Below are 26265 nucleotides of genomic sequence, written 5' to 3'. Positions count from 1 at the left end.
TATGTTAAAATTTATAAAAGGAAATCTTGAAGCTATAGATGGGGTAACGATCTACCCCATCATCTCGCTGCTTATTTTCTTCATCTTTTTTGTTGCCCTTTTCTGGTGGGTTTTCACTACGAAAAAAGAACACATTAATGAAGTAAGCCAGCTACCCTTAGACCAAAACCAAGAAAATAACCAATTATGAGATCTACTTCGTCATATTTAAGAATTGCAGGGTTTATAATCCTGGCATTCCTCTTAATAGAAATAAGCATAGATGCTGAAACCACCTGGGTATTTCAACAATACCCATTTGTTTGGGTTGTTTTAGGCTTGATCCTTATCATTGCCATCGCTATTGAAGCCTCTCTGGCGGCCCTTAAGAATATGGTGCGTAAAAGCCTTGATGAGCAAGGCCGTGATAAGCTTTTTCAGATTGAAAAGGCCCAACACCAAAAACGTACCGCCTGGTTTAGACGCCTCTATGAAAAGATGGTCACCAAAAAGCCTCTGGAAAAAGAAGATGAGATTATCTTAGATCACAATTACGATGGAATACGTGAATTGGATAACGATCTTCCGGCCTGGTGGTTGTATGGATTTTACATCAGTATCATCTTTGCGGTTATCTATATGGTACGCTATCACGTGTTTGACGGAGCAGATCAAACAGAAGAATATCTTGCTGAAGTTGCAAAGGCCAAAGAACAGGTAGAAGCTTATAAAAAAGAGAATCCGGATTTACTGGATGCCTCCAATGTTGAGTTACTTACCGATGCTGCCGATCTTGAGGCCGGGGAAACAATTTACATGGCAAACTGTATAGCCTGTCACCGTGCCGATGGTGGTGGCGCTATTGGCCCAAATTTAACCGATGAACACTGGATCCTGGGAGGAGGAATAAGCAATATTTTCCATACTGTTTCTGAAGGGGGCCGTGACGGAAAAGGAATGGTCGCCTGGAAATCTTCCCTTAGTGCCGAAGAGATTGCTCAGGTTGCAAGCTACGTGGTAAGCCTGGAAGGCACCAACCCTCCCGATGCCAAAGCACCGGAAGGAGATGTCTGGACAGGAGATGCAGAATAACTGGTAGATTTAATTTAAGAGAATAAGAAGTTGGAAAACAACGAAAGCTTTAGAGATACTATAGCCACCGCGGGCGAAAAAGGAGAGAGAAAATGGATCTATCCCAAGAAACCCGAAGGTAGGTTTTATGACTATCGTAAATACGTTAGCTATGTGCTTCTCATCTTTCTTTTTGCCGCTCCTTTTGTGAAAATAAACGGTAACCAGTTCCTGATGTTCAACATCCTGGAACGACGTTTCAATATCTTCGGATTTCCCTTCTGGCCCCAGGATTTTCACATTTTTGTGATCATGATGGTGATTGGGGTGGTGTTCATTATTCTTTTTACGGTAGCCTTCGGAAGGATCTTTTGCGGATGGCTTTGCCCACAAACCATATTTATGGAAATGGTCTTCCGAAGAATTGAATACTGGATAGAAGGTGACCGTGGGAAGCAGATGCGTCTCAATAAACAGGAATGGAATGCCGAAAAGATTAGGAAAAAAGGCTTAAAATGGTTCTTGTTTGCTATTATTTCCTTTCTTATAGCAAATGTTTTCCTCGCCTATTTAATAGGTAGCGACCGTTTGATACAATACGTTACCGATGGCCCGATGAACCACCTGAGCACCTTCTTTTCGTTGCTCATTTTCACGGGGGTTTTCTATTTTGTCTTCGCCTGGTTCAGGGAACAGGTTTGTGTTATTGCCTGTCCCTACGGAAGGTTGCAAGGCGTACTTCTGGATAATAAATCTATTGTTGTTGCTTATGATCATAAGCGTGGGGAGAAAGAAAAAGGTCGGGCAAAGTTCAAAAAGAACGAAGACCGCGAAGCCAGCGGAAAAGGAGATTGCATAGACTGTTTTCAATGTGTGCAGGTTTGCCCCACGGGTATAGACATTCGAAACGGGACTCAGTTGGAATGTATTAACTGTACGGCTTGTATCGATGCCTGCGATTCTATGATGGAAGCCGTAGATCTTCCCAAAGGTCTTATTCGCTATGCCAGCGAAGAAAATATTGAGAAAAAGGCAAAATTCAGATTTACCCCAAGGCTTAAAGGCTATACCGTAGTGCTGGGGATTTTAACCGCAGTGCTCATCGGGATGCTGTTTGTGCGCAGCGAGGTAGAAGCGCGTATTTTACGTTTACCCGGCCAGCTATATGAACACAAGGATAATAACGTGATCAGCAATGTCTATACCTACAAATTGGTAAACAAGACCACCGCCGATTTTGGGGATATCGAATTTAAATTGATGTCGCATCAGGGAACGGTAATACCGGTACAGGATAAGGAGATCGTGGTGCCGGGACAGGAACTCAGTGAAGGAACTTTGTTTATTGAGATCAATGCCTCGGCCCTGGAAGATGAAAAAGAAAAAGTGGAAATAGGCATTTATAGTGGAGACCGCCTCATTGAAACCACCAAGACAATGTTCATGGGACCACGAAGTTTTAATTAAAATTTTTACTTATGAAAATTAACTGGGGAACAGGCATAGTGATAGGGATGACGCTTTTTATAAGTTTTATACTTTACCTGGTATTTAATATGCTCACCGATGAAAAATTTGATCACGATCTCGTGACTGAAGAATATTACAAAAAGGAGCTTTTATTTCAGCAGGAAATCGATGCGGAAACACGGGGAAATGCCCTGGCTGAAAATATAAGCGATCGAAGGATCATGAACGGGTGGCTAATTGAGTTTCCTGAAGACCTTAAACTTTCTGAAATTTCAGGGAGTTTGAGCTTCTACCGGCCTTCTAACGCGAAACTGGATTTTGATATTCCATTAAATCTGGAATCCAACCGTATCGAGATCACTGATAAAAATCTGATTCCCGGAAGATGGAACATCTATATTCACTGGGAATATCAGGGGGAAACCTATCTGTATAAAAATGAGATCGTTTACTAAAACATGCTAGTTTCAGCACTCATATTCGGCCTTTTAGGAAGTTTTCACTGCATCGGCATGTGTGGTCCCATTGCTTTTTTGCTTCCGGTAGACCGTGAAAATTCCCTGCGCAAAGTCGGGCAGGTGAGCCTTTATCATATAGGGAGAATTTTCTCCTATGCTATTATTGGCCTCTTATTCGGAATTATAGGCAAAAGCTTTGGTTTGTTTGGACTTCAGCAGCAATTATCCATTGCCGTTGGCATCTTAATGATCCTGGTGATTTTTTTACCCTATAAAACTTTTAATAAAATTAACGGCTCCGGCCCGGTTTACAGGATAATTTCTAAAGTAAAATCAGGCCTGGGACAAAGCCTTAAGAAAAAAACTCCCGACACTTTTTTTACCGCCGGCTTCCTTAATGGGTTCCTGCCCTGTGGCCTGGTATATATGGCTGTTTTTGGGGCTGTGGCCTCAGCCAATGCGCTTGAGGGCAGTCTTTATATGATGTTGTTTGGGCTTGGTACCGTACCGATGATGACGGCCGCGGTTTACCTTGGTAATATTATAGGTACCGGGGTGAGGCAAAAGATAACCAAAGCTGTGCCCGTATTTGTAGTAATAATAGGCCTGCTTTTTATTATACGCGGGATGGGATTAGGGATCCCCTACCTCTCTCCCGTTGAAATGACTCCAAAAATAACCGCAGTTCAATCCTGCCATTAAATATAAAAATGATGACTCTAGCTAATAATCTTGCCCTGGTAAACTGGGAAATGGGAACATATATTATTGGATTTTTTGCCCTGGTATGTGTCGCCCTTATTTTTGTAGTCCTAAAAATGATCTTTGGAGGTAAAAAAGAGTAATCCTCAAAACTTTTTTAAACAGAAAAACCACGAAAATTCGTGGTTTTTATTATTCTTTTTTTAAGTCTGAAAGCCTACATGGTCATAGAGAACAATCTGGTATCTGGAACATTTCTTTGTAACCTTAGATCAAAGGCCATACAAATATTTCGAACAAAAGGCCTACCTTTTTCCGGAATTCGCAATCCCTTTTCTGAGAATTCAACTAAACCATCACTTTCCATTTCCCTAAGTTTCACCAGAACCTGCGGTAATTCCTCAAAATAATCTTCTGGAGCTTCCCAACTGGTTTCCAGTCGGCACATAAGATTAAGGATATGTTTTCTGATATTGAGATCTTCTTCACTTAGGATATGACCTCTAAAGACAGGAATCTCTCCTTTTTCAACGCGTTCCTGATAGGCCTCAACGGTTTTTTCATTCTGGGCGAAACCATACCAACTATCACTAATTGCTGAAACTCCAAGCCCAATCATCAGGCCTGTGTTAGAGGTGGTATAGCCCATAAAATTCCGGTGAAGGTTTTTTTCCTCAACCGCTTTATAAAGCGAATCAGATTTAAGGGCAAAATGGTCCATCCCTATTTCTACATAACCGGCTTCTTCCAACATTCGCTTTCCGGTTTCATACATTTCGCGTTTAGTCTCCCCATCGGGCAAATCATCTTCATTAAAACCTCGTTGACCGCTACCTTTTATCCAGGGCACATGAGCATAGCTATAAAAAGCAATGCGATCTGGCATTAGCAACTTGGTTTTCTCTATGGTTTCAATAATATGTTGTTTTGTTTGAAAAGGAAGGCCAAAAATTATATCATGACCTATAGAAGTATAGCCTGCTTCCCGGGCTTGTTCGGTAGCTCGTTTTACATTTTCAAAAGGCTGGATTCTATGAATAGCGATTTGTACTTTCATATTATAATCCTGAACCCCATAACTCACCCTACTAAAACCTAATTCGGCAAGTTTTTTAAGGTGTTCTTTGGTGGTATTATTTGGGTGCCCTTCAAAACTAAACTCCACCTCATCGCCAAGCTCTGCTTTTCGGAAGATGGTTTTTAGCAAAAATTCAAGATTCTCAGGAGAGAAAAAAGTAGGAGTGCCTCCCCCCAGGTGTACTTCTTTTATAATCGGTTTATATGGAAGCTCCTGCAAATAGAGTTCCCACTCGTGGATTAAGGTTTCAATATAAGGCGTCTCTACCCCATGTTGTTTGGTAATGCGTTTGTTACACCCACAAAAAGTGCACAGACTTTCACAAAATGGCAGGTGTAGATAAAGACTTATTTCCCGGTTTTCGCTAAAGCGTTTAAGCAAGCTATCCTTCCAGGCTTTAACCGAAAATCCGGACTCTTCCCAGTAGGGAACGGTGGGATAACTGGTATAACGTGGACCCGGAATATTGTATTTTCTTATAAGATCAGAACTCATTTAGTTTAGTTTAGGCCACAAAGTTAAAGTACCCCCTAAACGATTAATATGATTTGAATCAGGTAACCGGGGCATCGGGAAATTCTATTCTCCACCGGCTTCCCCAATCAATTTAAAAGCACCTTTCAGAAGTATAGTTTGGTTTTCTAAGCTTTCGGGATTTTCTAAACTGGTAACTCCATTAAAAGTGTCCCCCGGGGAAACGCTTTTCTTGTTAAAATAATAGTTTTCCTCATCTTCTTTTTCCAGTACCAGGACAAAATAATTTCCATCCTGTTCTACGACCGCCTCTTCGGGAAGTCCCGATTTTTTTACTTCGCTCGTAAGAATAAGTGCCTCCACGAACATACCCACCGTAAAATTGGAAGCAATACTGTCGGGAAGGTGCCCGTGAACCCTAACATTCCTTTTCTGCTCGTCTATAGTCTTGCCTACCAGTACAACTTCGGCTTCAAAACTCTCATTGGAAGCTTCGGGGGTATTGAAAATTATCTTTTGGCCTTCCTTAATCTTTCTCACGTCTTTTTCAAAGACAACGAGTTCAAGATGGATATGTTCAGAATTAATGATTTCCATTATTTGATCTGTGGGAGAAACGAAGCTCCCCCGGCTCACCGAAATGTTACTGGCATTACCCTTAATAGGAGAATAAATATTTACCACAGAACGTATTTTACCTTCCTCTACTGCGGCGGGATCTATGTTCAACATTCGCAGTTTACTTTGCAAACTCTTTGCGGCAGCCTGGGCCCGATTATAATCGCTTTCGGCTTTCAGGAAGCTTTTTCTGGAGGTTATATTTTCCTTAAGCATAATTTGCTGGCGCTCAAATTCGGCTTTCAGGTAATCCAGTTGTCCTGCCACATCCATATAATCTTGTTGCAACTGCACATATTCGGTACTTTCCAGACTCACCAGAAACTGTCCTTTAGATACCCGGTCTCCTTCAAGCAGCTCAATATTCCTGATGTACCCTCCCAAAAAGGCATTGATGCTGGTCCTGTTTTGCGGGGGTACATCTATACGTCCATTGCTACGCACAATTTCAGGAAAATCAGACTCCCTTAAATTTCCTGTTTCAAGTTCGCTATCCTCAAACTGGGCTTTGGATATAACAATCTGGTTTCCCTGTTCTGTTTTTTCCTCCCCCGGTTGCTCAGGAGTTTCTTTACAGGATACCAGGCTTAAGCTTAAAAGCGCTATAAAAATATATATGGATTTCATCGGTAAGATTTTACAGGTTTAAATAATTTAAAGAAATGATGGTTTGGTTATAGGCATTGAGACTTTCCAGGTAAGATAACTGGATACCATAAGCATTTTCGAGACTCTGGATATATTGAAAGAAGTCTATTTCTCCATTCTCATAACTGCCATTGGCGGTTTTAAGGATTTCCCTGGAAAGCTCTTTGCCTTCATTTTCATAATAACTAAGAGCTTCCTGGTATTTTCTAAGTTCTGCCTGGAGTTGGTTAAATTTGGTTTGAAGCAGGATCCTGTTATTGCGGGTCTCCTGCTCTGCTCTCTCCATAGCAATTTTTGAAGCCTTAATCTTTGAGGCCTGTCCGCTAAATAGTAGCGGAATTTTAATCCCTACCTGGTATCCATACAAACTGTAATCAATATCAGGGGTGGTGGCTTCAAAATAATTTATACTGAAATCGGGCAGGAGCTGTTGCTTCATCAACCTATTATGAGCTGTAAAGTATTTTTCACGGCTATCATAAAAATTCAGAAGTTCGTGATTTTCCACGCCCAAACGCGTCATTTCCAGCTTGCCCAAACTGTCTTTCTCAATGCTGAATTCTTCTTCTGCCTGAACCCTGCTCCACAACATCTCATAAGCCGCTTTAACTTGTTCTCCTGCTTGTTGATATTGGGTTTGTAGTTCTCTTTGTCTTGCCTGTGCCGTTATTTTTTCCAGATAATTGGTTGCTCCAAGTTCAAACCTTCGTGTTGCTGCCTGAGCAAAACGGCTGTATAAACTGTCCAGAACTTTATAGATCTCCCTCTTTTCCTGTTCATATTTAAGCTGATAAAAGGCTGAAGCTACTTCCTTTTCCAAACGGAGGTTTACAAGCCCATAAGCATCTTCCTGCACGCTAACATTTGCTTTATTAAATTTCTGAGCCGAAAAATATACTGTGGGAAAAGAAAAATTTTGCTGAATTCCCATCACCCTGAAGGGCTCATCGGTTGGGCCTTCGTCCAATTGATTATAGCCATAATAGACTTCTGTCTTATCGAAACTAAATGCCGAATTCACCATTGCTTCAGCTTCCGATATATTCAGATTGGAAACCTGTAACCCTGCGTTATTCTCAATAGCTAATTGGCGAACCTCTTCAAAACTCAATTCCTTTTCCTGGCTAAACCCCGGAAGGGAAAACAATAGAATTAAGACGGGTAATTTGTATTTACTCTTTTTAAAATGAACATTCTTCTTAGCAGTTTTTCTTCCACCAAAAAGGGAATATAAAACGGGTAATACCACCAGGGTCAATAATGTTGCGGTTACCAGTCCCCCAACTACCACAGTGGCTAAAGGTCGTTGCACTTCGGCTCCCGCGCCAGTTGAAATTGCCATAGGAAGGAAACCAAGGGCTGCTGCAGAAGCTGTTAACAAAACCGCCCGTAAGCGGTCTTTAGCTCCTTTTTTCATTAATAGGTCTGTATGCTCCATGCCATCCTTTTTTAATTCTTTATAATGTTCAATAAGAACAATCCCATTAAGCACTGCAATCCCGAAAAGAGCGATAAAACCAACGCCCGCCGAAATACTAAACGGCATATCTCTTATCCATAGCAAAAACACGCCTCCAACAGCAGATAATGGAATAGCAGAATAAATAATCAAAGCATCCCGTACCGATTCAAATGCGAAATATAAAAGGAAGAAAATAAGTACCAGGGCTACCGGTACCGCGATTTTCAATCTGTTTTTAGCGCTTTGCAAATTTTCAAACTGCCCCCCGTAGGTAATATTATACCCGGGTGGCAAATCGATATTAGCACTCACCAGGGCTTCCACATCATCTACCACCGATTGAAGATCACGGTTTCTAACATTTATACCAACCACAATCCTCCTCTGGGTTTCATCTCTGGAAATCTTGGCGGCTCCTTTTTGATAACTTATTTCTGCCAGTTCATTCAGTGGAATTTTGTTTCCAGCAGGCGTATCAACATATAGATTTTCCAGGTTGGAAATATCCTTTCTGTTTTCTTCGTTTAGTCTTACCACGAGATCAAAACGCTTCTCCCCTTCAAAAACACTTCCCATTTTCATCCCTGCAAACCCAGCGCTCACCAACTCATTGATATCTGAAATATTAAGTCCATAACGGGCTATTTTTGCCCGGTCGTATTTTACGCTCATCTGGGGAAGTCCGGCGATTTTTTCAACTGTTATATCTGCTGCGCCTTCCACATCACTTATTAGGCTTTCTATCTGGTGGGCTTTGCGATTTAGAATATCTAAATCTTCCCCAAAGATCTTAATCGCAATATCGGCACGTACCCCGGTGATGAGTTCATTAAAACGCATCTCGATAGGCTGGGTGAATTCTACTTCCATCCCGGGAATAATCATTAATGCCTCTTTGAACTTTTCTGCAAGACCATCTTTAGTATCGGCCGTCACCCAATCTTTTTTGGGGACAAGTGTGATAATAACATCGCTTTCTTCCATAGACATGGGATCTGTAGGAACTTCAGCAGCACCAATTCTGGACACCGCCTGTTTTACTTCGGGGAATTCCATCAGGATCTGCTCCATTTTAGTGGTGAGTGCTATGGTCTCACTTAAGGAGGTCCCTGTTTTGAATATGGGCTGAATTACAAAATCCCCTTCATCCAGGGTAGGTACAAACTCTCCCCCCATCGTGGTAAAAATATAGATAGTTATGGCAAGAATAAATACAGCGATGCCGAGCACCAGTTTTTTAGCCTTGAGTGCCCAGGTAATAGTAGGAGTATAGAGTTTGGTTATAAAACGCATCAAGCGTACTGAAATATTCTTATCAGATAATTTATCGGGTTTTAAAACCATGGAAGATATTACCGGGACGTAGGTAAAACACAAAATCATCGCACCCACCAGGGCAAAACTGAAAGTTAAGGCCATAGGCCGAAACATTTTCCCCTCCACTCCGCTAAGGGAGAGAATAGGAATAAACACTATTAAAATGATTAGTTGACCAAAAACTGCCGAGTTCATCATTTTTGAAGCGCCGGTAAAGGTGATCTTATCTTTAGCCTTACTCAATTCAGACCTTGAAAGATTTTTAAGTTCAGATCCTTTCGAGGTCATTTGGTAAGCGATAAACTCAACGATGATCACGGCCCCATCGATAATTATTCCGAAGTCGATCGCCCCCAGACTCATTAAATTGGCGTCTACTCCAAAGAGGTACATCAGGGAGAATGCAAAAAGTAAAGACAGAGGAATCACCGAGGCGACTACCAATCCTGAACGCAGGTTTCCCAGCAAAACTACCACCACAAAGATCACGATTAGAAATCCGAAAATCAGGTTTTCGGTAATGGTCCAGGTTGTTTTTGCTATAAGTTCGCTTCTATCAAGAAAAGCATTGATATAAACCCCTTCAGGCAAATTTTCTGAAACCTCTTCTACCCTGTCTTTTACCGCTTCAATAACCTGTTTGGAATTACCATCCTTGATCATCATTACCTGGCCGAGTACTTTTTCGCCTTCACCATTTCCGGTAATCGCGCCAAACCGGGTGGCACTCCCAAAACCAACATCGGCAATATCCCGAATATAAATTGGGTTGCCGTCAGGATTTTTAACCACGATATTCTCAATATCTTCCAGGGAATGGATCAGGCCTTCTCCACGAATAAAATATGCCTGATTGAGACGTTCTATATAACCACCCCCGGCTATGCTGTTGTTTTTTTCGAGTGCCGTATAGACTTCAGAAGCGGTGATATTCATCGCCATCAGTTTTTCTGAATCTATGGCCACTTCATATTGTTTAAGCTTCCCTCCCCAGCTGTTCACTTCTACTACCCCGGGAATACCCGATAATTGCCGCTTTACTATCCAGTCCTGGATCGTTCTTAACTCCATGGCTGTATACCGGTCTTCATAACCGGGTTTGGTATCCAGAATATACTGGTAGATCTCGCCGAGTCCTGTGGTGATGGGGCCCATCTCTGGTTTACCAAAACTTTCAGGAATATTGGCTGCAGCCGTTTGGATCTTTTCAGCAAGAAGCTGCCTCGGCAAATAGGTTCCCATATCTTCATCGAAAACAATGGTCACCACCGATAATCCGAATTTTGAGACCGAACGAATCTCTTCCACACCCGGTAAATTGGCCATCTCCAGCTCCACGGGATAGGTGATGAATTGCTCCATATCCTGGGTAGAAAGATTCTGGGAAGTAGTTATAACCTGTACCTGATTGTTGGTGATATCGGGTACCGCTCCAATAGATAACTGGCTTAATGAATAAAGTCCGTAGCCAATTATAAAAGAGGTGAACAAAAGAATAATGAGCTTATTCCTGATACTGAAACTGATAATTTTTGACAGCATATTTGTATATGTAATCTATGAAACAAAGCCAAAGTGGTAGAAATTCTAAGGTAGATTACAGGTATCGGGGAGGCTGAAAAATATCGGTATTACAAGGTATAGAATGACCTTCTTTATAAATGAAATTTAAGGAATGTTTCTTTTCCGGAGGTAATTTTCTTAAAGAAATTTTATCCTGTTGAATAAAGAGGGCTAAGGCAATTTGTACCGAAGTTTGATGATTAAAAGGTAAGTTCTTGTGCTCATGGTCCTTATCTTCATCTTGCTGATGTGCTTCTTTAGCAGCCCCGTAATGCTTGGAAAAAAACTCGGTGAAACTATCGCCGTAATTTTGCGAATGATATTCGAAATGCTGAAGCATATCCCCCACCCGCACCAAATCTTTAAGACCGGGATTAAAACCCTGCAATAAAAGGGTGATACTTAAATATATGACGGTGAGTTGCTTCATCACCAGTAAATTTACGAAATAATTTTCTGCTCCGATAGATTTCCTTAGGCCAAGGAATTAAAATTTCAGGGAAAAGCCTACTTCTTCTTTCCGAATCAAAAACCTAAATTTGGCGCTATGGAAAAATCCCGCTTGCTAAATACGCTTAAAGAATATTTTGGATATGAAAGTTTCAGGCCACTTCAGGAGAAGATAATTGCCTCTGTTTTTAAGGGTCGTGATAATCTGGTGATCATGCCTACAGGAGGAGGAAAATCTATTTGTTTCCAGCTTCCCGCATTATTGCTGCCCGAGATTACCCTGGTAATTTCCCCTTTGATTGCCCTTATGAAAGACCAGGTAGATGGACTTACGGCTAACGGGATTCCCGCAGCTTTTTTAAACAGCAGCCAGACAGAAAATCAGCAGCAGGAAATATTCAAAAAAATTGATGCGAAGGAATTAAAACTACTATATGTTGCTCCTGAAAGTCTTCAGGTGATAGACCGGTTTCTTTCTAATGGGAAAGTGAGTTTAATCGCAATTGATGAGGCCCATTGTATTTCGAGCTGGGGTCATGATTTCAGGCCGGCATACACCCAACTGGGATACCTGAAGAAACGTTTCCCCCAAACCCCGGTGATAGCATTAACCGCTACCGCCGATAAAGCCACCCGCCAGGATATTTGCAACCAGCTTAATATTCCACAAGCTGAAAAACATATCGCTTCCTTTGATCGGAAAAACCTGAGCCTGGAGGTACGCCCGGGGATAAAACGCTTTGAACAGATTGAAAAATTTATAAGTTCCCGGAAAAATGAAAGTGGGATTATTTATTGCCTGAGTCGAAAAACCACAGAGGAACTGGCTTCAAAACTCAAGGCCAAAGGTCATACCGCTGAAGCTTATCACGCCGGACTCAGCCACGAGAAACGAATCCAGATCCAGGACGATTTTATTAACGACCACAGCAAGATCATTTGTGCTACCATAGCTTTTGGGATGGGAATAGATAAATCCAATATCCGATGGGTGATACATTATAATATGCCTAAAAACATGGAAGGCTATTACCAGGAAATAGGTCGTGCCGGCCGGGATGGATTAGCCTCAGACACCTTGCTATTCCATAGTTATGCCGATGTGGTTCAGCTTCAAAAATTTGCGGCCGATGCCGGAAACAGCGAGGTGCAGCTCGCAAAACTGGACCGCATGAAGCAATACGCTGAATCCCTTACCTGCAGAAGAAAAATATTGTTGAATTATTTTGGGGAACTAAAACAGGAGGACTGCGGGAATTGTGATATCTGCAAAAATCCTCCTAAATTTTTCGACGGGACAATTATTGCCCAAAAAGCTCTTTCCTGCATCTATCGTTTAAAGGAACAGGAATCAATTACCACGGTGATAGATGTGCTTAGAGGTGCACAGAACGAAACTGTTTTTTCGAAGCAATACCAGGCTTTAAAAACTTTTGGCATCGGTAAAGAAACCTCCTGGCAGCACTGGCAAAACTATATTATCCAACTTATAAACCTGGGATTTATTGAAATTGCTTTTCATCTACACAACAATTTACAACTTACAGCAATTGCTAAGAATGTGCTTTTTATGGGAGAAAAAGTGGAACTCGCCAAAGTACCAGACCGCAAAGCCATTCTTAATAATACCAAAGAAGCTTCCTCCGGCTCCACTAATTCCTTGTTTGAAAAATTAAGGGAATTACGCTTAAAAATCGCACGGGACGAAGGTATCCCCGCATATCTCATTTTTAATGATGCAACCCTTAAGGAAATGGAGAAAGAGCGCCCGATGACCGATGAAGAATTTATCAGGATTAATGGGGTGGGACGCAAAAAAATGCAGGATTACGGGTATCAATTCATCAAAGAAATCATCGCGTTTTCAAAGGAAAAGAGAAAACCCAAAAAACAAAAGAAAGGCAACACCTATAAAATCACCCTGGAACTTTACCGGGAAGGTCTTTCGGTAGAGGAAATTTCAAAAAAACGGGAGCTTGCCATTACCACTATCTATTCCCACCTGGCTAAACTTTACACCAATGGGGAAAATATCGATATGAGCAGGTTGGTAGATAAAAATGATCTGGAAGCCGTAAAGAAAGCCCGGGAAGTCTTGAATAATCCCGAGACTTTAAAATCCTATTATGAGCATTTTGAGGAAAGCATGGATTACTGGACGATTCGCTGTGCGCTGGCAGTTCTGGATAAAGAAGAAGTTCCCGGGGAGTGATTAGGTGAAATCAACTTTATTGAGAATAAGGCCAGATGCCGGGGCGATATAATCCATTTGCATGGTACTGTCGGGCTTAAGGCTTTTACCGATGTCTTCCTGGCTCAATTCTCCACGCCCAACTAATACCAGGCTTCCCATCATCAATCTTACCTGGTGTCTAAGAAAGCCTTCGCCGCTTATTCGGAAAAGAAACGTTTTTTCGGGAAAGAAACTGGCGGTTATTTCGGTGTTTTCTATAATTTCTGAAGAAAGAATCTCCCGCTCAAATTTGCTGTTTTCTGAAACCCTTACGCAGTAATTCCTGAAATTATGCTGTCCTCTAAATAAAGCTGCAGCCTGTTTCATCTTTTCAATATCGAGCTCCTCCTGAAAATTAGCCATTAAAGGGGCGCAAAAAGGATGGTTTTTGTCCCCGACACTAAAAAGGTAAGTGTATTCTTTATATTTTGGATGTTGAATGATATTGAATTTCGAATCAACCTGGCTTATAGATAAGGCGCGGATATCCTGCGGTAAATTAAGATTAAAAAGTCTTAGAAATTCTTCTAAATCTTCCAGGGGCCTCTCATCAATAAAGAGTTCGAAAGCGCTATCCATAGCCGAAACCATCGCATCGGTGCGGCTGGTGCCTAGAATCTTAAATTTTTCTTCGGGTAAGACATACTTCAGAGTCTTGCTTACCAGGCCTTCCACGGTTTTTACATCGGGTTGTTTTTGCCATCCATGTAACCTGAATCCGAGGTATTGTAGCTTGATTAAATAATAAAATCGTTTCCGTTGCAAATTTTGCTTCCTTTTTTCTCTTCTGCGAAGACTTGCCTAATATTCCCAGCGGCGCTTCTCGTTCATCTTTTCCATTTCTTCAATTTCCTCACCCGGGATTACCTTCAGAAAAGAAGGATGCTGTTCAATTGCATATTCAATCTTACTTACGATCTCTTCAATGGTCTCGTTCTCGTAATCGATTTCCAGGGGAGCTTTAATCACAAAAGATTGAAGAATTCCCCGTTTTTTGATGCGCAATCCTTTTTTATCGAATGACCTTCTAAAACCATCTATCACAATGGGTATCACGATAGGTTTATGATTTTTTATAATATGCGCCGTTCCTTTTCGAATGGGTTTAAAAGGTTTGGTAGTGCCCTGCGGAAAAGTAATCACCCAGCCATCCTTTAAGGCTTTTCCTATATTTTCGGTATCGTGTGGATTGACCTCGCGTTCTACTTCTTTTCCTTTTTGGCGCCAGGTGCGTTCTACACTTACAGAACCCGCATAAGCCATAATCCTGGTCAAAAGCCCGGAGCGCATGGTTTCTTTGGCCGCAACATAGTAGATGTTAAGTTTTGGTTGCCAGATATAGCCTATGTTTTTGATGGTATCTACCCGGCCGCTAAGACTGGCGTTAAAAACGTGAAACATCGCGGTAACATCGGCGAAATAGGTCTGATGATTGGAAACAAAAAGCACATTGGTGTCGGGAAGATCCTTTATAATCTCAGAACCTTCGATCTTTAACTGATTAAAGCCCTGGTAGCGCTGATGGCTAAGCACTCCGAAGATTCGAATAAGCCATTTTTTTAAGAACAAAATATGCCCAAAAGGGTTTCTTTTAAACAAGCCCATAATGCTACTTTTATAATTTCCAGGTTACGCCTAAGGATACTTTGGAAAACCGGACAAATATAATATAATTCAGTATTTAGAACAGCTTTTGTAGCAATACCTTTATTTCACTCAACATCATTGCTGTTGCACCCCAAACTATCTGGTCGTTCAGCAAAAAGGCAGGTACTTCAATGTTTTTTGCATAACTGGTACTCAAGGTTTGATTCACAAAACATTTTTTATCCATAAAATGTGCAAGCTTTACCTCCAGTATCTTTTCTACTTCGCTTTCCTGAGGCACCATTTCAGGAGTGTGTTCCAGCATTCCTATAAAGGGATGTACCCAAAAATTACTCGGTGGGATATATAATTTGGTTAGCGTCTTAACCACTTCTATTTCAGATTGCGGGATTCCTACCTCTTCCTCGGTTTCTCTTAGCGCCGTATGCACCAGGTCCCGATCTGTGGTTTCCTGCCTCCCACCGGGAAAACCTATCTGGTTGGAGTGCACTCCCTGATAAGTCTTGCGTAAAATGAGCACCAGTCTGGTATGCCCATCTTCTCCTGGGTAAAAGACCGCCATCACCCCTGCTTTTAGAGGATTTCTTTTTTCGATGTCCAGTAAGGATAATTCTTCAAGTCTGGTGGCAGGGATCAATTTATAGTGAGCTTCCTCGCCGGGAAGCGGTAATTTTTTTAATTTTGGAATCCTGTCTTTAAACTCTTGAAAATCCATGATACGAAAACTTTCTGTTTTATCCTTTGTCTTTATTTTGACCTTCAGCAGTTGTGAAGATAAGCAATCTTCTTCTAAAAATAATACTGAAACCACTGCAGATAGCCTTAAAAACAAGCAAACCAAAGTAGATTCCCTGATGCGCCTTCAGGAGAAAAAAGCCGAAACAGAAGCCCCTGAAGAAGAAGGAGTAAGCAGTATAGATTTCCCTATTGAGCAGGAAGAATTGATTCCCACTTTAACAGAATATGGAGAAAACAACCCTGAAACCCGCATCAGGATTATTACCAATTTTGGGGATATTGAAGTTAGTCTTTACAGGGATACTCCTCTACACCGTGCAAATTTCATCATGCTAACAAAAGATAAGTATTTCGATCATACCTATATTTACCGGGTTGCTCCCAATTTTGTCATTCAGGGTGGAAACTCAGATAACAGGGAGACCTCCCGCCACAGGAGTAAAATAGGATCTTATCTAATTCCCAATGAATTTGAAGCAGGACACTGGCATGTTCGGGGCGCTTTTTCAGCAGCAAAATACAGCGAGCAGAATGTAAGCAAGGCTTCCTCTCCTTTTGAGTTTTTTATAGTCACCAAATCCGACGGCGCCCACCACCTGGACAATGAGCATACTGTTTTTGGCCGCGTTACCAAAGGGATGGATGTTGCCGATGAAATATCGAAAGTAAAAACAGGCCAATCTGAATGGCCAATTGATAACATTGAAATAGATGTAGAAATTATCGAATAAACCTAGCGGCCCGTATAATAATTATAATCTGAGATCACCTTTTGTACAAAATCACTGGGTTGCTGCTGCGGATTTATATCCAGCAAATCGGATAACTTTTTAGAGAGCATAATGATAATTTGATGATTCCCGTTTATTTTAGCATTTCGGTAAAGGTTTTTTACCTCCTGAATATCTGAATCTTTCAACATACTCACCTGAGGATAAAGCGGCTGATAATCTTCAGGAAGCTCCACTCCCAGGCTATTTTCAAGACCAATTTGTTTCTTTTCGCTAATCACTGTTGTACCAGCAGCAATATCGCCCAGACGCTGTCCTTTTCCGTTAAGAAGAATACTTACCACGGCAATCGCCCCACTGCTTATGCTTATATCTATTAGTCGCAACAACCAGCGAATCACAAAATTAGAGAAATCGGGACGGGAGCCATCCATCTTTACCACCCGTAACTTCAGGATTTTCTTTCCGGGTGTTTGTCCATTCCAAAGGCTTTCCCAAAGCAGGTAATAAAGTAAAAGCGGCACCCCCAGGATAAGATAATAAACGAATTCGCCCGCAGCATCCAGGCCGGTGCCTGCAATCATAAAGGAACTAAAAATAAGGTAAAACCCTAAAATAAAACTATCTACGATAAAAGCCAGGATGCGATCCCCAATGCCCGCCACATTTTGACGAATACTGATATTTTGAGCAGTTTCAATTTGAAAATTATCCATTTAATATGTTTCTTTGAGTCTTAATAACAAAACTATGCGCGAGGCAGCCTTTGTTAGGCAAAATAAGGATAAATGGTTAAAGTTTGAAAGCCTCCTTGAGAATAAAACTTCGCTTAGTCCCGATCAGCTTTCGGCTTTATATATTGAGGTAAGCGACGATTTGAGCTATGCACAAACATTTTACCCCAAAAGCAACACCACGTCTTATCTCAACGCATTGGCAGCCACGGCACACCGCAGGATCTACCATAGCCGTAAGGAACCCGGTAGCCGGATAATCAAATTTTTTACACGGGAGTTTCCGCTGGAATTCTATAAACACCAGAAACAGCTCCTGCTAAGCTTTTTAATTTTCATTTTGTTCGCGGTGGTTGGCGCTTTCTCCGCATCGGGAGATGCGGCCTTTGTGAGGTTCATCATGGGAGATGAATATGTGAATATGACGCTACAAAACATTGCCGAAAACGACCCCATGGCGGTATATAAAAAAATGGCCCAAACCGATATGTTCCTGGGCATCACTATAAATAATATCAGAGTGGCATTTATGGTATTTGTACTGGGAATTTTCGCCGGGATAGGAACCGTGTTTGTGATGATGCAAAATGCCATTATGCTGGGCTCCTTTCAGTATTTTTTTTACGAGCAGGGCCTCTTGTGGGAATCGGCCAGGACTATCTGGATACACGGCACCATAGAGATTTCGGTAATCGTCATTGCCGGCTGTGCAGGACTGGTGCTAGGGAAAAGCATGCTCTTTCCCGGCACTTATACCCGGTTGGCCTCCTTTACGCGAGGTATAAAAAGCGGACTCAAAATAGTGGTGAGTACCCTGCCTTTCTTTATCATAGCAGGCTTCCTGGAAGGTTTTGTTACCCGAATTACCCAAATGCCCGACTGGCTGGCGATCCTGATTATTTCAGGTTCATTGGCCCTTATCCTCTTTTACTATGTATTTTACCCAGGCTATCTTTATAAAAAAATAAAAATCAACGATGAACCGCGACCTAATTCAGTTTAAACAACAACGGGAAATGGGGGAAATTATAAGCATTAGCTTTAAATTCCTCAGAGAAAATTATAAGACTTATTTCAGGTTACTTTTAAAAGTAGCCGGCCCGGCATTTTTATTGCTTATTGCTGCAATAAGCTATTATTCCTATAGTACTCTTGGCGATCCGCTGAATACTGAAGCATTTTTATCGGGAGGCTTCCTTATTTCCTTCGGAATTCTGGGCCTTACCCTGCTCCTATATTTTTCGGTGGTATATGCCACGGTTTTTAACCTGATAAAATCTTATATTGAAAATGAAGGAGAGATAAAAGAATCTGAAGTTGCTGCCTGGTCCAAAGATGACCTGGGAAAAATGTTCGGACTTAACATCATTTCCTGGATTTTTATCTTCGCCGGGATGATGCTCTTTTTAATCCCCGGAATATATGTAAGCGTTCCGCTTAGTATCGCCATGGCCGCCCTCATTTTTAAACAGCAAAGCATCACCGAGAGCATTGCCGAAGGTTTTAAGCTGGTGAAAGATAACTGGTGGATGAGTTTTTTGACCCTGGTTTTTATATGGATAATTATTTATGTGATAAGCCTTATCTTTCAGTTGCCCTTAATAATTTACACATTCGTGAGGGCTTTTACCAGTGTTAGCGAAGGTTCGGCAGCAGATATGAGCGAGATGATAGACTGGGTGTATATCCTTTTTAGTATTGTTTCTTCGTTGGTCCAGTATATCTTTTATTCTATAATCCCCATTGGGGTTGCCTTTCTTTATTTTCATTTAAATGAAAAAAAGAACTTTACCGGCACCTATGAACGCATCGATAAGCTCGGAAATAATTCCTGATGAAAAAACTGCTCCCGGTAATAGCATTATTTCTTTTTTTCTTCGGAAAAGCATTTCCGCAGGAAGATAGTATTGGCCGGGAACCCACCAATTTTCAGAAGGTCGAATTTGAGAAAGGTCTTCTTGAAAAATGGAGAAACGACAGGGATTTCGGCTACCTGGAGCGGGAAACCTCTACCGGCTGGTGGACACAATTCAAAGGCTGGATCAATAAAAAATTCCAGGCTTTTATAGATTGGCTCTTCGGGAGTTATGAACCGGGAAGCATCCTGGATCTTTTTATAACAATTCTCCCTTATCTTTTGCTATTAATGGTTTTATTCCTGGTAGCCTGGCTTTTTGTAAAACTTAACCCGGCCTATGCTGCAGCTCCTGCGGGAAAAAATGCCCGGGTATTTTATTCAGAAGAAGAAAAGATCATTAAGTCTGAAGATATCAGCAAATTGATAAAAAAAGCGGTGGCTGAAGAAAACTACCGGTTGGCCATAAGGTATCATTACCTGGAAACGCTTCGAAAAATGGATGAGCAAGGCATAATCGAATACAGCTTCGATAAGACCAATCAGGATTATTCAGGAGAGTTAAAATCTGAAGCACTCCGGCATCAGTTTAAAAGAATAACCCGCATATATGAGTATAGCTGGTATGGGGATTTCCAGGTGAGCAAAGAGAATTTCAGCCTGGCAGAAAGAGCTTTTTTAGAGAGTGAAAAAATGATAAAAACCCGAACCTATGCATAAAAGCTGGAAAATAGGATTCGCGTTTTTCTTCCTACTTGTGCTGGCGCTAAGCTTTTTGGAAGCTAACGAACCCGAGCCTTTAAATATGAACCCCAGTTATTCGGGCAAAGACAAGATTCCCCTTGGCAGTTTTGCTTTCTTTGAAAGCTGGAAGAACACCCGGGAGATCAAAGAAATCAACCAGCCTCCATTTGAGTTTCTAGCTAAAGAGGAACCGCCCGACGGCATTTATTTCTTTCTGAATGATCATGTGGTTTTTGACGATAACGAACTCAACAAGGTCCTGGCCTGGGTAAGCCGCGGAAATACAGTTTTTGTTTCGGCAGGATATATCGGAAAGAACTTATTAGACACCCTTAAACTTGAAGCCCGCACCAACCTAAGGAATACCGATTTTAAAAGTCGGCCGGGATTAAAACTTAAAAATGAGGCGGAAATGCCAAAGCTTAATTTCGACATTGAAGCCCTCATCTTTACCAAAACCGATTCTCTGGAACATAATGTACTGGGAACCGCGGTCTTTGCAGAGGAACCATTAGAACAAAAGCCTAATTTTGTGCAAACCAGCTTCGGAAAAGGGCAAATATTCGTGCATTCCACGCCCGAAGCCTTCAGCAACTATTTTCTGTTACAGCAGGAAAACTATCAATATGCAGAGGCTGTACTAGCTTACCTGGATCCCTCTGAAACTTTATTGTGGGACAATTATTATAAATCGGGGAAAAGCTTTTACAGTTCGCCGCTGTATTACCTTCTGGCCAATAGAGCCCTGAAATGGGCCTATTATTTTGTATTACTGGCAAGCGTACTCTATCTTGTTTTTCAGGGGAAACGCCGCCAAAGGCCAATTCCTATTGTAAAAGCTTTGGAGAACAAAACTTATGAGTATACCCGAAACATCAGTAATTTGTACCTGGAGCAAAATCGCTACCGGGAAATGACCATAAAAAAAATTGAGTTATTTTTAGATTATATCCGCAGCCAGTACCGCCTGTCCACTCAGGAATTAGACTCCGAATTTGAGCAAAAACTAATGGCCAGAAGCGGAAATAACGAAACAGCAACAAGAGATTTATTCAGCAAAATAAGACAGCTTAGGGCACAACAAAACATCAGCAAGGAAGAATTCCTGCACCTCACCCGTGCCATTGCCAGCTTTAAAAACCCAAAAAATGGAAAATCAGGAAACCCCGTCTAACAACGAAATAAATTTTGACAGCCGCATTCCTCTGGAAGACCTGAAGGAATCGGTAGAAAGTCTAAAATCCCAGCTTGCTAAGATTATCGTGGGCCAGGAGGAATTTGTAGAATTACTTATCGTAGCGCTACTCACCAATAGTCATGTACTTATTGAAGGCGTGCCGGGCATTGCCAAGACCTTAACCGCCAAGCTATTTGCCAGGACGCTAAATACAGGTTTCAGCAGGATACAATTTACTCCAGACCTTATGCCCAGCGATGTTTTGGGAACATCGGTCTTAAATATGAAAACCTCTGAATTTGAATTTAAACCCGGCCCCATTTTTTCTAATATCGTGCTTATTGACGAGATTAACCGTGCCCCGGCAAAAACCCAGGCCGCGCTTTTTGAAGTGATGGAGGAACGCCAGGTGACCATAGACGGGAAAATGTATGCTATGAAATCACCTTTTATGGTATTGGCAACCCAAAACCCCATAGAGCAGGAAGGCACCTATGCCCTGCCCGAAGCTCAGCTGGACCGGTTTCTCTTTAAGATAGAAGTAGATTATCCAAGCGCCGCAGAAGAACTCAGCATCCTTAAAGGCCACCAGCAAAGAAAAGGCAAGCTTCCCGAGACCGATATCCAGGCCGTTCTGGAACCGGGCCGTCTTGAAGAAATAAAAGACCAGATTCACGAGATCAAAATAGAAGAAAAGCTTCTGGAGTATATAACCCAGATAGTTGGTAAAACCCGTAACCATCCGCACCTTTACCTGGGGGCTTCTCCCCGGGCCTCTATTGCTATTATGAATGGTGCCAGGGCTATGGCTGCTATCAACGGCAGAGATTTCGTTATTCCGGAAGATATAAGGAAGATGCTGCAGCCCGTTATAGCGCACCGTCTCATCCTTAGCCCCGACCGCGAGATGGAAGGCCTGCGCCCGAAAGATGTAATAGAAATGATAAGCCATTCGGTTGAAATTCCACGTTAGGTGATAAAATTTCTGAAATCCCTATACCTCACTCAGCGTTTCTTCGTGCTCCTTTTTGGGATCGCGATGGGCTTCCTGTTTTCCTACTGGATCCCGTTTTTGTATGCCGTCACCTGGATGGCTGTGGTCCTTATGTTTTTTTTAGTGCTTATAGATATAAGTATTTTGTTTAAGGATAAGGGAATTACTGCGGAAAGGATACTTCCGGGAAAATTCTCAAATTCAGATGAAAATGAAGTTAAGCTGAAAATCCGGAATTCCCGTAATTTCAGGCTAAGCTGTGAAGTAATTGATGAACTGCCGGTGCAGTTTCAGAAGCGGGATTTCTTAATGCGTTTTAAGCTGAATCCCGGCCAGGAAAAAGAAGTTAATTATTTTGTGCGACCTGTGGCCCGTGGCGAATACCATTTTGGAAGGCTGAATGTTTTTAGCTCCGGAACCCTGGGCCTGGTAAAAAAACGGGATACCTTCAATAAAGATCAGATGGTAAAGGTGTATCCCTCCTTTTTGCAAATGCGAAACCTGGATTTCCTGGCCACCGACCAGCGTATCTCGCGTCCCGGCCTGAAAAAGATTCGCCGTATAGGCCATACTATGGAATTTGAGCAGATAAAGGAATATGTTCGGGGTGACGATGCCAGAACCATAAACTGGAAGGCTACAGCCAAACAGGGCAACCTGATGGTAAACCAGTTTCAGGATGAACGCTCCCAACCGGTATATTCGGTGATTGATACGGGTAGAGTTATGAAAATGCCCTTCTCCGGACTTAGCCTGCTGGATTACGCCATAAATGCCAGCCTGGCATTTTCCAATATCGCCCTGAAGAAAAAAGACAAGGTAGGATTGATTAGTTTTTCGAACAAAATAGAATTTCTGCTGAAAGCCAATTCCAGGATAAGCCAGTTAAACCTTATCCAGGAACACCTCTATAATATCGAGACAAATTATTTTGATTCAGATTACGGACTTCTATATTCCCACCTTAAAAAGCAACTCCCCCAACGCAGCTTGCTTATGTTGTACACCAATTTTGAACATATTTCGGGATTGAAAAAGCGTTTAGCTTCCCTGAAAGCCCTGGCAAAAAATCATTTGCTGGTGGTCATACTTTTTGAAAATACCAGTTTGCACGAACTTATTGAAGCCAGGCCCGGCGATGTCAACGTGGCGGCCCATCAAATAGTGGCCGAAGAATTTGCACAAAACAAAAAACTGATGTTAATGGAACTTCAGAAACACGGGATACAGGCGGTGCTAAGCAAACCCGAAGAATTAAGCATCAATACCATCAACAAATACCTGGAGATCAAAGCCCGGGGCTTGTTATAATAAGCCTGATAGAAAATAAAAAATCTTTCTTTTCTTAATAGAAAAATCTTATACATTTGCATCTACTGAAAATGAATATCTATGACAATAACACAATTACATTACGTCCTGGCGGTTGCCGAGCATAAGAACTTTACCCGGGCCGCACAGAAGGTGTTTGTTACCCAGCCTACCTTGAGTATGCAAATCCAGAAACTGGAAGAAGAACTGGATGTACAGATCTTCGATAGAACCAAAAAACCCATTCAACTTACCGAAACGGGTAAGAAGATCGTACACCAGGCGCGGAATATCGTGAATGAAAGCGATAGGATCCAGGATATTGTAGATCAGCAGAAAGGTTATATTGGCGGAATCTTCAGGTTGGGAGTTATCCCTACCATAATGCCTACTTTACTACCAATGTTCATCAGTAATTTCATAAAGAAATACCCTAAGGTAAAATTAAAAATCGAGGAGTTAAGCACACAGGCAATCATAGAGCGGCTTCGGGAAGGTCATCTTGATGCCGCAATTGCAGCAACCCCTTTGGAATTAAACGGAATAAAAGAAAACGTGCTCTATTATGAGCCTTTTGTGGGATATATCCCCCCTTCCCATAGATTGCATAAAGAGACAAAGATTAAAGTTGATGAACTTGACATTGACGATATTCTTTTACTGGAAGATGGGCACTGTTTTAAAGATGGGGTTATTAACCTGTGTAAGGCTAGCAGGAATTATGATGACGATCATTTCCAGCTCGAAAGCGGAAGCTTTGAAACCCTTATTAAACTAGCCAATGAAGGATTGGGAATGACGCTCCTTCCCTATCTTCATACCCTGGATATGAAAGATGCGGAAAAGGAAAACCTGAGATCCTTTGTAGATCCTGTTCCCGCGAGAGAAGTAAGTCTTATCTACAATCGCAGTGAACTAAAGATGCAAATCATAGAAGCCCTGCGCAGCACCATTGCCGGAGTGGTAAAGGGAGCCATTGCTTTTCAAAATGTGAAGATTATAAGTCCACTAAGCAACAACAAAAAGGAAATGCAGTCTTAGAAGCTAATTGCACCTAAGCTTTAAGATTAAGAATGTCTTTAAAAAGAAAAAGCGGCCTTTCAGCCGCTTTTTTTTATGGATTTAGATAGATTAAACATTGATTCAATTCGGGATTTTTGCGGGTTAAGGCTTCAATCCAGATTCTGAGCTCCTCAATCTCGTGAGGTAAAAGGCGCTGCAAGGCTTTTTTCACTTCCTTGCAAAATAACACCGGGTCAAAACTAACTTTGTCAAGTATAGTTTTGGTGTATTCAAACATCGCTCTCGCCATAATTTGAACTGTTTTAAGTTATTAGATAGGTTAATTAAAGCGTAGAAATTTGCTATATGCGGTGATTTTTAGACTGTCTAAATATAATAAAATATTTTGAATTGTTTAAGAAAAAATCTTCATTTCCCGGCTTAAAACCTTCTGTCGCCTCCAAGGACATCTCCCAGGCCACCCAGGATACTGCCTTCCCCCTTATCTTTTCCTCCTCCCTGCGGAGCAGCCTGTAAAACCCTGTTGGCCAGGCGAGAGAAAGGAAGGCTTTGTATATAGACCGTGCCCGGCCCCGTAAGACTTGCAAAGAATAAACCTTCCCCGCCGAAAATGGTATTCTTAATGCCTCCTACAAATTCTATATCGTATTGTATAGTTTGGGTAAAACCAATAATACATCCGGTATCTACCTTGAGTTTTTCTCCGGGGCGTAATTCCTTTCTGGCCATAGTGCCTCCCGCGTGAACAAATGCCATCCCATCGCCTTCTACCTTCTGCATAATAAATCCTTCGCCTCCAAAAAAGCCGCGCCCCAGTTTACGACTAAATTCAATACCAATGGAGACGCCCTTAGCCGCACACAAAAAAGCGTCTTTCTGGCAAATAAACTTACCATTATAGCGGGTAAGGTCTATGGGAATGATCTTTCCCGGGTAGGGAGAGGCAAAGCTCACCTTCTTTTTTCCGGCGCCTTCATTCGTGAAAATCGTCATAAACAAACTCTCGCCGGTAAGCAGGCGTTTTCCGGCACCAAGCACCTTCCCGAGGAAACCTTCATTCTGCTTTGAGCCATCGCCAAAGATGGTATTCATTTGAATTTCCTGATCCATCATCATAAAATTCCCGGCCTCGGCGATAACTGCCTCCCGGGGGTCCAGTTCCAGTTCTACAAACTGCATCTCCTCCCCGAATATCTGGTAATCTATTTCGTGTGCATTCATTTTTTATGCCTGTTGGTTAATATCCTGATCTAAGTTTTAAGCTTCACCGTCCATTCAAAATCGAATTCTGAAACTACTTCCCCGGTCTCGTTCAGCCCGGTAGATTTCATCCAGAAGGTTTGCCCCTGCCCGGTAGCGATAGTGTTTTCTATAGCCTGGTTTACCAGGTGCCCGTCTACACAGGTGAAAATAATTTTGCCTTTAGCCTTCTTGGTAAAGACCGCTTTATTTTGGGCCACCAACATAGATATCCTCTGATTGCTGGCTTTTATCTGCTGCATAACCAGGGCGCCGGTGCTTAGCTCAGCCGCCATCGCCTGTACCGCGAAATACATAGACCTGAAGGGGTTTTGATTTATCCAGCTGTGCTTCACCCCTACCTTACAGGAATCGGCATCTATATGTTTTACCCGCACTCCTGTTATCCAGGCGCTTGGGAGCTTGGTCATTAAATAAACATTGAGTTTGCCGGGTGTAAAGGACATAGGATTTTATTTTCTCCCTAAATTATTCAATTAAACCTTACCTCCCCGACAGTATTTTCTTAATTAAATGTTAAATTTAGGTACTATGTGTTGCATAATACCTTCTTTTAAACATATATTT

At 41.8% G+C, this 26265-nt stretch carries 26 protein-coding genes; 15 read left to right on the top strand and 11 right to left on the bottom strand.

All coding sequences use genetic code 11. From position 1 onward, the window contains the following. The first annotated feature begins 1 nt into the window (after position 1). The 6 genes from BUW93_RS08245 to BUW93_RS15130 are packed head-to-tail and all read left to right on the top strand — an operon-like array spanning position 2 to position 3823. Positions 2–190, top strand: coding sequence for a CcoQ/FixQ family Cbb3-type cytochrome c oxidase assembly chaperone (locus BUW93_RS08245; RefSeq protein ID WP_081211002.1), 189 nt, complete (start codon positions 2–4; stop codon positions 188–190). Beyond that, entirely contained in the window at positions 187–1071 is an 885-nt protein-coding gene (locus BUW93_RS08240; RefSeq protein WP_081211001.1) for a cbb3-type cytochrome c oxidase N-terminal domain-containing protein, read from the top strand. The genes BUW93_RS08245 and BUW93_RS08240 overlap by 4 nt, the downstream gene beginning before the upstream one ends. A 30-nt stretch (positions 1072–1101) precedes the next feature. After that, the gene (ccoG, locus tag BUW93_RS08235; RefSeq protein ID WP_081211000.1) at positions 1102–2517 is read left to right on the top strand and encodes a cytochrome c oxidase accessory protein CcoG; all 1416 of its coding nucleotides are present in this window, start codon (positions 1102–1104) and stop codon (positions 2515–2517) included. Between the two features lie 11 nt (positions 2518–2528). Further along, positions 2529–2975: a FixH family protein gene (locus BUW93_RS08230; RefSeq protein ID WP_081210999.1), complete on the top strand. Its 447-nt coding sequence runs from the start codon at positions 2529–2531 to the stop codon at positions 2973–2975. 3 nt (positions 2976–2978) lie between these two features. Then, a complete protein-coding gene (locus BUW93_RS08225; RefSeq protein ID WP_081210998.1) occupies positions 2979–3680 on the top strand; it encodes a sulfite exporter TauE/SafE family protein in 702 nt (233 codons plus the stop codon). 8 nt (positions 3681–3688) lie between these two features. Beyond that, a complete protein-coding gene (locus BUW93_RS15130; protein ID WP_262507188.1) occupies positions 3689–3823 on the top strand; it encodes a hypothetical protein in 135 nt (44 codons plus the stop codon). A 74-nt stretch (positions 3824–3897) separates the two neighbouring features. On the opposite strand, the gene hemN is transcribed toward BUW93_RS15130, so the two are convergent. The 4 genes from hemN to BUW93_RS08205 all read right to left on the bottom strand — a co-directional run bounded on the left by hemN (position 3898) and on the right by BUW93_RS08205 (position 11270). Beyond that, positions 3898–5253, bottom strand: a complete 1356-nt coding sequence (gene hemN / locus BUW93_RS08220) for an oxygen-independent coproporphyrinogen III oxidase (RefSeq protein WP_081210997.1) — start codon at positions 5251–5253, stop codon at positions 3898–3900. 84 nt (positions 5254–5337) lie between these two features. Next, a complete protein-coding gene (locus BUW93_RS08215; protein ID WP_081210995.1) occupies positions 5338–6477 on the bottom strand; it encodes an efflux RND transporter periplasmic adaptor subunit in 1140 nt (379 codons plus the stop codon). Positions 6478–6487: 10 nt separating this feature from the next. Beyond that, positions 6488–10819, bottom strand: coding sequence for a CusA/CzcA family heavy metal efflux RND transporter (locus BUW93_RS08210; protein WP_081210993.1), 4332 nt, complete (start codon positions 10817–10819; stop codon positions 6488–6490). Between the two features lie 55 nt (positions 10820–10874). After that, positions 10875–11270, bottom strand: coding sequence for a hypothetical protein (locus tag BUW93_RS08205; protein WP_081210991.1), 396 nt, complete (start codon positions 11268–11270; stop codon positions 10875–10877). Between the two features lie 117 nt (positions 11271–11387). Between BUW93_RS08205 and recQ the strand changes: the two genes are divergently transcribed. Next, positions 11388–13502, top strand: a complete 2115-nt coding sequence (recQ, locus tag BUW93_RS08200) for a DNA helicase RecQ (protein ID WP_081210989.1) — start codon at positions 11388–11390, stop codon at positions 13500–13502. Here recQ and truA read toward each other — a convergent pair whose 3' ends face one another. From truA to BUW93_RS08185, 3 genes are all read right to left on the bottom strand, one after another. Further along, on the bottom strand, positions 13503–14288 hold the full coding sequence (gene truA, locus BUW93_RS08195) for a tRNA pseudouridine(38-40) synthase TruA (protein ID WP_081210987.1): 786 nt from the start codon (positions 14286–14288) through the stop codon (positions 13503–13505). A 36-nt stretch (positions 14289–14324) separates the two neighbouring features. Next, positions 14325–15128: a lysophospholipid acyltransferase family protein gene (locus BUW93_RS08190; protein WP_081210985.1), complete on the bottom strand. Its 804-nt coding sequence runs from the start codon at positions 15126–15128 to the stop codon at positions 14325–14327. Between the two features lie 76 nt (positions 15129–15204). Beyond that, positions 15205–15846, bottom strand: a complete 642-nt coding sequence (locus BUW93_RS08185) for an NUDIX hydrolase (protein WP_081210983.1) — start codon at positions 15844–15846, stop codon at positions 15205–15207. Here BUW93_RS08185 and BUW93_RS08180 point away from each other — a divergent pair. Further along, entirely contained in the window at positions 15845–16600 is a 756-nt protein-coding gene (locus BUW93_RS08180) for a peptidylprolyl isomerase (protein ID WP_081210981.1), read from the top strand. The genes BUW93_RS08185 and BUW93_RS08180 overlap by 2 nt on opposite strands. A 2-nt stretch (positions 16601–16602) precedes the next feature. Here BUW93_RS08180 and BUW93_RS08175 read toward each other — a convergent pair whose 3' ends face one another. Continuing rightward, positions 16603–17316, bottom strand: a complete 714-nt coding sequence (locus BUW93_RS08175) for an RDD family protein (protein ID WP_081210979.1) — start codon at positions 17314–17316, stop codon at positions 16603–16605. Between the two features lie 34 nt (positions 17317–17350). On the opposite strand from BUW93_RS08175, the gene BUW93_RS08170 reads away from it, so the two are divergent. The 7 genes from BUW93_RS08170 to BUW93_RS08140 all read left to right on the top strand — a co-directional run bounded on the left by BUW93_RS08170 (position 17351) and on the right by BUW93_RS08140 (position 24456). Continuing rightward, positions 17351–18337: a stage II sporulation protein M gene (locus tag BUW93_RS08170; RefSeq protein ID WP_081210977.1), complete on the top strand. Its 987-nt coding sequence runs from the start codon at positions 17351–17353 to the stop codon at positions 18335–18337. Beyond that, entirely contained in the window at positions 18312–19169 is an 858-nt protein-coding gene (locus BUW93_RS08165) for a hypothetical protein (RefSeq protein ID WP_081210975.1), read from the top strand. Before BUW93_RS08170 ends, BUW93_RS08165 begins: the two co-directional genes overlap by 26 nt. After that, entirely contained in the window at positions 19169–19909 is a 741-nt protein-coding gene (locus BUW93_RS08160; protein ID WP_081210973.1) for a DUF4129 domain-containing protein, read from the top strand. Before BUW93_RS08165 ends, BUW93_RS08160 begins: the two co-directional genes overlap by 1 nt. Next, positions 19902–21107 carry a DUF4350 domain-containing protein gene (locus tag BUW93_RS08155; protein WP_081210971.1) on the top strand — a complete coding sequence of 402 codons (1206 nt, stop codon included), beginning with the start codon at positions 19902–19904 and terminating at the stop codon, positions 21105–21107. Before BUW93_RS08160 ends, BUW93_RS08155 begins: the two co-directional genes overlap by 8 nt. Next, positions 21082–22083 (top strand): AAA family ATPase, encoded by a 1002-nt coding sequence (locus BUW93_RS08150; RefSeq protein WP_081210969.1) that lies wholly within the window; start codon positions 21082–21084, stop codon positions 22081–22083. The genes BUW93_RS08155 and BUW93_RS08150 overlap by 26 nt, the downstream gene beginning before the upstream one ends. Before the next feature lie 3 nt (positions 22084–22086). Continuing rightward, positions 22087–23415, top strand: a complete 1329-nt coding sequence (locus BUW93_RS08145; RefSeq protein WP_198537004.1) for a DUF58 domain-containing protein — start codon at positions 22087–22089, stop codon at positions 23413–23415. Positions 23416–23496: 81 nt separating this feature from the next. After that, complete coding sequence (locus BUW93_RS08140; RefSeq protein ID WP_081210965.1) at positions 23497–24456, top strand: LysR substrate-binding domain-containing protein; 960 nt, start codon at positions 23497–23499, stop codon at positions 24454–24456. Positions 24457–24529: 73 nt separating this feature from the next. On the opposite strand, the gene BUW93_RS08135 is transcribed toward BUW93_RS08140, so the two are convergent. From BUW93_RS08135 to BUW93_RS08125, 3 genes are all read right to left on the bottom strand, one after another. Further along, positions 24530–24727: a hypothetical protein gene (locus BUW93_RS08135; protein WP_081210963.1), complete on the bottom strand. Its 198-nt coding sequence runs from the start codon at positions 24725–24727 to the stop codon at positions 24530–24532. A gap of 131 nt (positions 24728–24858) precedes the next feature. Then, positions 24859–25659 carry a TIGR00266 family protein gene (locus BUW93_RS08130; protein WP_081210961.1) on the bottom strand — a complete coding sequence of 267 codons (801 nt, stop codon included), beginning with the start codon at positions 25657–25659 and terminating at the stop codon, positions 24859–24861. Positions 25660–25688: 29 nt separating this feature from the next. Further along, complete coding sequence (locus BUW93_RS08125; RefSeq protein WP_081210959.1) at positions 25689–26144, bottom strand: DUF4442 domain-containing protein; 456 nt, start codon at positions 26142–26144, stop codon at positions 25689–25691. Positions 26145–26265: the final 121 nt, after the last annotated feature.

This window comes from Salegentibacter sediminis, from assembly GCF_002078605.1.
Classification (GTDB): Bacteria; Bacteroidota; Bacteroidia; order Flavobacteriales; family Flavobacteriaceae; genus Salegentibacter; species Salegentibacter sediminis.
The sequence above is the reverse complement of the archived record's forward strand: the minus strand, read 5'-3'. Positions and strand labels throughout refer to the sequence as shown.

What these genes read in the sequence shown, in the direction of transcription:
- BUW93_RS08245 (WP_081211002.1), top strand. Translation starts at nt 2, where the DNA reads ATGTTAAAATTTATAAAAGGAAATCTTGAAGCTATAGATGGGGTAACG.
- BUW93_RS08240 (WP_081211001.1), top strand. Translation starts at nt 187, where the DNA reads ATGAGATCTACTTCGTCATATTTAAGAATTGCAGGGTTTATAATCCTG.
- BUW93_RS08230 (WP_081210999.1), top strand. Translation starts at nt 2,529, where the DNA reads ATGAAAATTAACTGGGGAACAGGCATAGTGATAGGGATGACGCTTTTT.
- BUW93_RS08225 (WP_081210998.1), top strand. Translation starts at nt 2,979, where the DNA reads ATGCTAGTTTCAGCACTCATATTCGGCCTTTTAGGAAGTTTTCACTGC.
- BUW93_RS15130 (WP_262507188.1), top strand. Translation starts at nt 3,689, where the DNA reads ATGATGACTCTAGCTAATAATCTTGCCCTGGTAAACTGGGAAATGGGA.
- hemN (WP_081210997.1), bottom strand. Translation starts at nt 5,253, where the DNA reads ATGAGTTCTGATCTTATAAGAAAATACAATATTCCGGGTCCACGTTAT.
- BUW93_RS08215 (WP_081210995.1), bottom strand. Translation starts at nt 6,477, where the DNA reads ATGAAATCCATATATATTTTTATAGCGCTTTTAAGCTTAAGCCTGGTA.
- BUW93_RS08210 (WP_081210993.1), bottom strand. Translation starts at nt 10,819, where the DNA reads ATGCTGTCAAAAATTATCAGTTTCAGTATCAGGAATAAGCTCATTATT.
- BUW93_RS08205 (WP_081210991.1), bottom strand. Translation starts at nt 11,270, where the DNA reads ATGAAGCAACTCACCGTCATATATTTAAGTATCACCCTTTTATTGCAG.
- recQ (WP_081210989.1), top strand. Translation starts at nt 11,388, where the DNA reads ATGGAAAAATCCCGCTTGCTAAATACGCTTAAAGAATATTTTGGATAT.
- BUW93_RS08190 (WP_081210985.1), bottom strand. Translation starts at nt 15,128, where the DNA reads ATGGGCTTGTTTAAAAGAAACCCTTTTGGGCATATTTTGTTCTTAAAA.
- BUW93_RS08180 (WP_081210981.1), top strand. Translation starts at nt 15,845, where the DNA reads ATGATACGAAAACTTTCTGTTTTATCCTTTGTCTTTATTTTGACCTTC.
- BUW93_RS08185 (WP_081210983.1), bottom strand. Translation starts at nt 15,846, where the DNA reads ATGGATTTTCAAGAGTTTAAAGACAGGATTCCAAAATTAAAAAAATTA.
- BUW93_RS08175 (WP_081210979.1), bottom strand. Translation starts at nt 17,316, where the DNA reads ATGGATAATTTTCAAATTGAAACTGCTCAAAATATCAGTATTCGTCAA.
- BUW93_RS08170 (WP_081210977.1), top strand. Translation starts at nt 17,351, where the DNA reads ATGCGCGAGGCAGCCTTTGTTAGGCAAAATAAGGATAAATGGTTAAAG.
- BUW93_RS08165 (WP_081210975.1), top strand. Translation starts at nt 18,312, where the DNA reads ATGAACCGCGACCTAATTCAGTTTAAACAACAACGGGAAATGGGGGAA.
- BUW93_RS08160 (WP_081210973.1), top strand. Translation starts at nt 19,169, where the DNA reads ATGAAAAAACTGCTCCCGGTAATAGCATTATTTCTTTTTTTCTTCGGA.
- BUW93_RS08155 (WP_081210971.1), top strand. Translation starts at nt 19,902, where the DNA reads ATGCATAAAAGCTGGAAAATAGGATTCGCGTTTTTCTTCCTACTTGTG.
- BUW93_RS08150 (WP_081210969.1), top strand. Translation starts at nt 21,082, where the DNA reads ATGGAAAATCAGGAAACCCCGTCTAACAACGAAATAAATTTTGACAGC.
- BUW93_RS08140 (WP_081210965.1), top strand. Translation starts at nt 23,497, where the DNA reads ATGACAATAACACAATTACATTACGTCCTGGCGGTTGCCGAGCATAAG.
- BUW93_RS08135 (WP_081210963.1), bottom strand. Translation starts at nt 24,727, where the DNA reads ATGGCGAGAGCGATGTTTGAATACACCAAAACTATACTTGACAAAGTT.
- BUW93_RS08130 (WP_081210961.1), bottom strand. Translation starts at nt 25,659, where the DNA reads ATGAATGCACACGAAATAGATTACCAGATATTCGGGGAGGAGATGCAG.
- BUW93_RS08125 (WP_081210959.1), bottom strand. Translation starts at nt 26,144, where the DNA reads ATGTCCTTTACACCCGGCAAACTCAATGTTTATTTAATGACCAAGCTC.